We start from the raw sequence: 6,120 nt of genomic DNA, 5'->3' as shown, positions 1-6,120 counted from the left end.
GTTTTCCCTTTTACTACTTCTTTCCCTTGTTCGTTGTAGATTGTAAACTCTGCATTTGGCAGTTTCGTATTTCCATCTGCTACATCTACTTTCGTTATTTCTAATTCACCTTCTACCTTCTTATCTTGGACAATATGTTTAATAATTTCTCCATTCTCTTTTATTTCAAATGCGAATGTCTCTTCATTTACTACGTAACCATTTGGCGCTATCGTTTCTTTATACGTGTACTTTCCGTATGGTAGTTTGAATTTCGCTACACCTTTTTCATCCGTTTTCCCTTTTACTACTTCTTTCCCTTGTTCGTTGTAGATTGTAAACTCTGCATTTGGCAGTTTCGTATTTCCATCCGCTACATCTACTTTCGTTATTTCTAATTCACCTTTTATATTTTCATTTTTCAACTCTAATAAAGCAGTTTCACCAGTTTTCACTTCAATTTTTTTAACACTTCCGTCTAACACATATCCAGCTGGCGCTTGAATTTCTTTGACGCTATATATACCGATTAAAAGATTACCTAGCTCCGCAATCCCCTTATCATTTGTCGTAACATTTTGTTTAAAGTTTTCATTAGAGACTTCAAACACAGCTCCTTTTAATAATTCCTTTTTTTCTCCTAATTTCATAATCCTTAAAGAGCCTACTGATTCCCAATTTACAACTAAATCTGTACTGATTTTCTCACTATTTCTTTGTAACAATACCGTTGTATTTTGAACTTTTCCCGAGCCTTTAAAAGCTATTGCTTGTAAATTTGTTAAAGTAGACTTCACTTTTATTTTAAAATTACCACTACTCGTATCTTTCGGGATTAATATTTTTAATTTTTCGTTAATTGATAATGTACTTTTTTCTTCTCCATTTTCATTTACAATTCGAATCCCTTTAGGAGCATTCTCAAAAAGAATTGTATAAGAACCAGAAACCGCATTTGTTTGCACTGCATAAAATCCTGTTTCTAAATAATCACCTTTTTGTGTAGCAGTTTGTGGATCTACAGGATTAACTTTAAAGAATACATCTTGTGATCCAGTTTCTTTTTTTGAAGCCTCTACTAAACGCTTCATAAGATTATGTACTCGCTCATTTTTTGCAACTAAATCTTCTTCCGTTAATTCATTTGCTGCAATCCATACTGCTAATTGTGTAGCATAATGCGCTTCTTCCGTTGTCGCTACACCTAACTCAGATGGGCTTTTTTGAGGATACCCATTAACTAAAACACGATATACAGCATCAGATGTTTTTCCCATCTCAGGTAAATCCTCTCCATTAGGAGAACGTAAATCAGGCGTTAAACAATAAGCAATACTGCCCGAAGCAGCTTTAATTATTTCGGTCTTTATTTCACGATCTTTTGCTTTACTATAACTCCAATCCATTTCATACTTTTCTCTGTTCATTACTTCAGCTTTTACTTGTGGCATCGCAATTCCTAATAAAATAATAAGAGCACTTAAAAAACTAAACCATTTCCCTACCATCTTTCGTCCCATTCTCTCCACCACCATATATAAATTTCTACATGAAGCAATCTTACTGTTTCATTGTACTTATAGTGAAAAAAAGAGAATAGGTGGTTTTTTTGTAGCATCTTGTCGAATTGTTGAGAAATTTAAACAGATAAACTGCGAATTTTGAATTTCTCATTTTCATTTGACTATTGATAAATAAAGATAATTTGTGCTCAGCCCTTTAAACATAATAAAAAGGCACTTTCAAAAGTACCTTTCAAATTTACTAAAATTATATTTCTCTATATCTATATATAATCATTTCCAAAATAACTACTATTACTTATTCTGCTCCTTTATCTCCGTCAACAGCTCAATAATCTTCTCATTTTGCTCCACTTGTTTTTCGGAATTTTGATAGATGAAACGAACCCATCTAAATATAAAAATTACAAAAAAGAATGGTATGATCGTAAATAGAAAACCAATTATTGAAAAATTAGAATACATATACTATCACCTCGCTATATACACCCTTCTCTCTCCTACTGCTAAATCCTTCAATTTTTTCAAAATAAAAAAAGAATCTATCCAATGATAGATTCTTCCTTCGCAAACTGAGTAGAACGCCCTCTCGTAATCGAGAAAATCGCACAAAGTAGCGCCAATATAATAAAACCGCCGCCTACCCAAGCGTTATATATAACAGATGATTTCTCAATAACAACTCCGCCTACTGTTGAACCGAGCGCAATTCCTAAATGAAGTGCAGAGTTATTTAAACCTTGCTGAATACCAGCTGATTCCGGTGCAATTTCAATTAAATAATTTTGCTGTGCTGGTGAAATAGCCCAGCTCAGCATACTCCACAGTCCCATCATAATAATGAAGAGCGGGAATGAGAATGTCATCATCGGCAGCATAAAGATTGCACATGCAAATACGATAATAATGGAAATAATACTTTTCTTTGATCCCCATTTATCAGCAAGCCATCCACCTAAGCCACCGCCGATTACTGCTGCGATTCCGAAAATAAAGTAAAACACACTAATCCAGTTGGCTTCAACATGCATTACGTCTTTTAAAAACGGTGTTAAATATGCATACAATGTTAAATGCCCCGTTAAAAACAAAAATGATGTTAACTGTGCACTTACAATTTTTTTATCTTTTAAAGTAGCAATTTGTTCTTTTATTGATAGTACCGATGTCGGTGGTACTTTCGTTAAGAACAATGAAATACAAGCAATTGCCATAACTGTTAATATCGAAATTAATACAAATGGCGCACGCCATCCGTATGCATTTCCGAGCACAAGACCTAGCGGTACTCCAAGTACAAGTGATCCACTAATCCCCATGAAAATGATTCCAATTGCACGCGCACGAAAATGCGGTTCTACTACACTAGAAGCAAGTGTTACCGATAGTGCAATAATAAGCGATCCACTCGCTGCACAAATTACTCTCGAGAACATTAACATCCCATAATTTACACTAAATGCCGAAACGATATTTCCAATTAAGAAAATTGATAATGCCACAACATACAATTTCTTTCTTTCAAACTTACCTGTTACCGCTAATAAAACTGGCCCTGATAGAGCGAATACTACTGAAAATATTGTAATAAGCTGACCAGCTGCACTAATCGACACACCTAAATCATTGGCAACTAAATCGAGCGTTCCTCCTATAATTAGCTCAACCGTTCCGACTACGAAAGCCGCAATAGCTAAAATATACACACGAAAATTCAAGTCTTTCTCCACACTTTCCTTTTTGGTTACTACGACTATAGTAACCAAAAAGGAAAGTGTAAGCAAGTACAATTTTTTTACAGCAAAAAAAAGCAGGCGTATAATACGCCTGCCTTCAAACATTAAACTCCAGTTTCTTTCTTCTTGTTTAAGTACCAATACACCGGAAGTCCAGTAAATACCATTCCAATCGATAAGAAACAACTTACCGGATCGTTAATAATCGCACTTCCAAGTACAAACAATGACCCTAAAATCGCAACGATTGGTACAATTGGGAATAACGGTACACTATATGCACGCTCTTTATCCTTGTTACGTCTTCTTAAAATGAAGACACCAATAAACGTCATTACGTAGAAAATATAAATAATGAATACGGAAATCTCAGATAGCTTATTCGGATCACTAATAAGCATTAAAATAATTCCTAATATGATTTCAACAGTAATCGCATTTGCTGGTGTTTTAAATCTTGGGCTTTCCTTTGCAATAAACTTAGAAAACGGAAGGTGTCCACGCTCTGCCATCGACATCGGAATACGTGGGAACGTTAAAATCTTTCCATTTAAACAGCCGAAAATAGAAATGATAATACCGATACTAATAATTTTTCCACCATATTCTCCAAGTAACATGCCCGCAGCTGTCGCTGTTGCATTTTCTCCAAGGTCTACAATTTTCGCTGCTGGTAATACATTTAATAACGCTAAGTTAATTAATACGTAAGCAGCTGTTACAATTAAAATCCCAACTGTCATTGCCTTCGGTAATAATTTTGTTGGGTTCTTCATTTCTCCGCCAATAGAAGCAAGTAAAATCCAACCATCATAAGCAAATAAAGTTGCCAAAATTGCCATCCCGATACTTTGATTTTCTGATATCGGTACAACTACATTGAAGATATCACTATTCCCCTTCCAAAACCCTAACACAACAATTAATATAATCGGAATCATCTTCCCAACTGTCGTAACGGTTTGAACGATGCCTCCATATTTTGTTCCCATACTATTTATAACGCCTAGGAACACAACTGTTCCAATTGCAATTGGTAAATTCCAGACTTTATCTAAATAGAAAAAATTAATCATTAAAGAACTAAAGTACAAACCTAACGTTCCTATAATAGCTGGACCATATACAATCGTTTGCATCCAGCCAGATAAATACCCCCAAAAGCTTCCGTAAATCTCCTCTAAATACGTATACAACCCACCATTTTTCGGAATTTGCGCTCCAATTTCGGCTACTGTTAAACCACTTGCTAACGTCAACAGACCACCAATTACCCAAGCCCAAATAGCCATATTAGAACTCCCTGAGTAATCTAATACGCTCCCTGGTTTCATAAACACACCAGACCCAATAATAGTTCCTACTACGATAGAAAGTGCCACTGTTAAACCAATTTTGTTTTTCTCATCATGATGCATGCTGCGTATCCTCCTTCCAATTCTAGTGTGATGCAAAAATGAAATAAAAAAACACTCCTCCCTAAAAAAGGGACGAGTGTTGTATTCGTGGTTCCACCCTTGTTTCAATTCGCAAAGTGACATACTTCACCAATTTCTCAAGTCTAAATAACGGTTTTTGCCGGCAAGCAATTACTAGATATCCGTTCACTGCTGCAGTTCAAAGGGGGTAATCGATTTTCCCGTATTAGGAAGCTCACAGCCAAAGGCTTCCCTCTCTGAGAATCGTAAAAAATTGATCATATCCTCATCATCACTTCTTGATGTCGAATTTTGTAGTTATTTCCCATTATATTGAATTGTTAGAAAAAATCAATATATTTTTTATATAACATAAGAAATATTTCTCTTCTTATATTATAACAGAAGCTACTTTATTTCTCTAATCTCCTCTTCCACGAACGCCATAAGATCGTAAATGAAATTATATCGATAATTCGACAAAAACGACAACGATAGCACTCTAAATACTAAAAGGAGGCTGTTCCAAAGACAGCCTCCTCGCATACGTACCTTTCGGTTGCCCACACGGAAGATACAACATTGTTCAATTATTTATCTTCGTTTTTCATGAAAAACTTATGGTGCGGAAGATCCACATTTAATTCTGCTAATTGTTTCTTTTCATTTTCTAAAATTGCTTTCGCTTTTTCTTTTGTTGCTGCATCTAAATTCGCGAACATGTCTTCATGCTTCTCTTTCTCTGGAAGTTTCACGCCTAGTTCCGTCAGCTTTTCTTTCACTTGCTCACGTGTTAATGTTCCGGATTTTTCTTGTTCTAAAATAGACTTCGCTTTTTCTTTCGTCGCTTCATCTAGGTTCGCGAACATTTCCTTACGCTTACCCTTCTCTGGGAATTTCACACCTAATTTTGTTAATTCCTCTTTTGCTTGCTCACGTGTTAATGTTCCGGACTTTTCTTGTTCTAAAATCGACTTCGCTTTTTCTTTCGTCGCTTCATCTAGGTTCGCGAACATTTCCTTATGCTTACCCTTCTCTGGGAATTTCACACCTAGTTTTGTTAATTCCTCTTTTGCTTGTTCACGTGTTAATTTACCAGATTTCTCTTGCTCTAAAATTGATTTTGCTTTTTCTTTCGTCTGATCATCTAGCCCTGCAAACATATCCTTGTGCTTACCCTTCTCTGGGAATTTCACACCTAATCCCTCTAACTGTTTCTTTGTATCATCCATAATCGTTTTTACTTTTTGTTTTGTCGCTTCATCTAAATTCTTCTTCGCAGTTTTTGTAGGTTGCTCAGCCGCCGGAGTATTCGTTGCCGCAAATGCTGGTATACTCACTCCTCCTATAATTCCAAATGATAAAGCACCCGCAATTGCTAAATACCCAACTGTTTTCTTCTTCATAGGAAATTTCCTCCTTCATATTTCTAAAGCATGTACACTTTCGTATACAATGCCAATA

Annotated in this window: 4 protein-coding genes and 1 other annotated feature; all 4 genes read right to left on the bottom strand. The window is 35.6% G+C overall.

What is annotated here, in order from left to right; translation table 11 throughout:
- Positions 1–1,499: MSCRAMM family protein (locus JDS80_RS17725; RefSeq protein WP_199639396.1), on the bottom strand; the 1,499-nt coding region annotated here is incomplete at its 3' end.
- A 545-nt stretch (positions 1,500–2,044) separates the two neighbouring features.
- The gene (locus tag JDS80_RS17720) at positions 2,045–3,343 is read right to left on the bottom strand and encodes an MFS transporter (RefSeq protein ID WP_199639403.1); all 1,299 of its coding nucleotides are present in this window, start codon (positions 3,341–3,343) and stop codon (positions 2,045–2,047) included.
- A complete protein-coding gene (locus JDS80_RS17715; RefSeq protein WP_071748120.1) occupies positions 3,343–4,656 on the bottom strand; it encodes an APC family permease in 1,314 nt (437 codons plus the stop codon). The genes JDS80_RS17720 and JDS80_RS17715 overlap by 1 nt, the downstream gene beginning before the upstream one ends.
- A gap of 65 nt (positions 4,657–4,721) precedes the next feature.
- Positions 4,722–4,958: a binding site (T-box leader), on the bottom strand.
- A gap of 288 nt (positions 4,959–5,246) precedes the next feature.
- Positions 5,247–6,062, bottom strand: coding sequence for a hypothetical protein (locus JDS80_RS17710; RefSeq protein WP_071748119.1), 816 nt, complete (start codon positions 6,060–6,062; stop codon positions 5,247–5,249).
- Between the last annotated feature and the right edge of the window lie 58 nt (positions 6,063–6,120).

This window comes from Bacillus cereus group sp. N8 (assembly GCF_016483685.1).
Classification (GTDB): Bacteria; Bacillota; Bacilli; order Bacillales; family Bacillaceae_G; genus Bacillus_A; species Bacillus_A proteolyticus.
This window is presented reverse-complemented; position numbering and strand designations above follow the sequence as displayed.

Excerpts from the sequence above, each read along its gene's own strand:
- JDS80_RS17715 (WP_071748120.1), bottom strand. The coding sequence starts at position 4,656 with ATGCATCATGATGAGAAAAACAAAATTGGTTTAACAGTGGCACTTTCT.
- JDS80_RS17710 (WP_071748119.1), bottom strand. The coding sequence starts at position 6,062 with ATGAAGAAGAAAACAGTTGGGTATTTAGCAATTGCGGGTGCTTTATCA.
- JDS80_RS17720 (WP_199639403.1), bottom strand. The coding sequence starts at position 3,343 with ATGTTTGAAGGCAGGCGTATTATACGCCTGCTTTTTTTTGCTGTAAAA.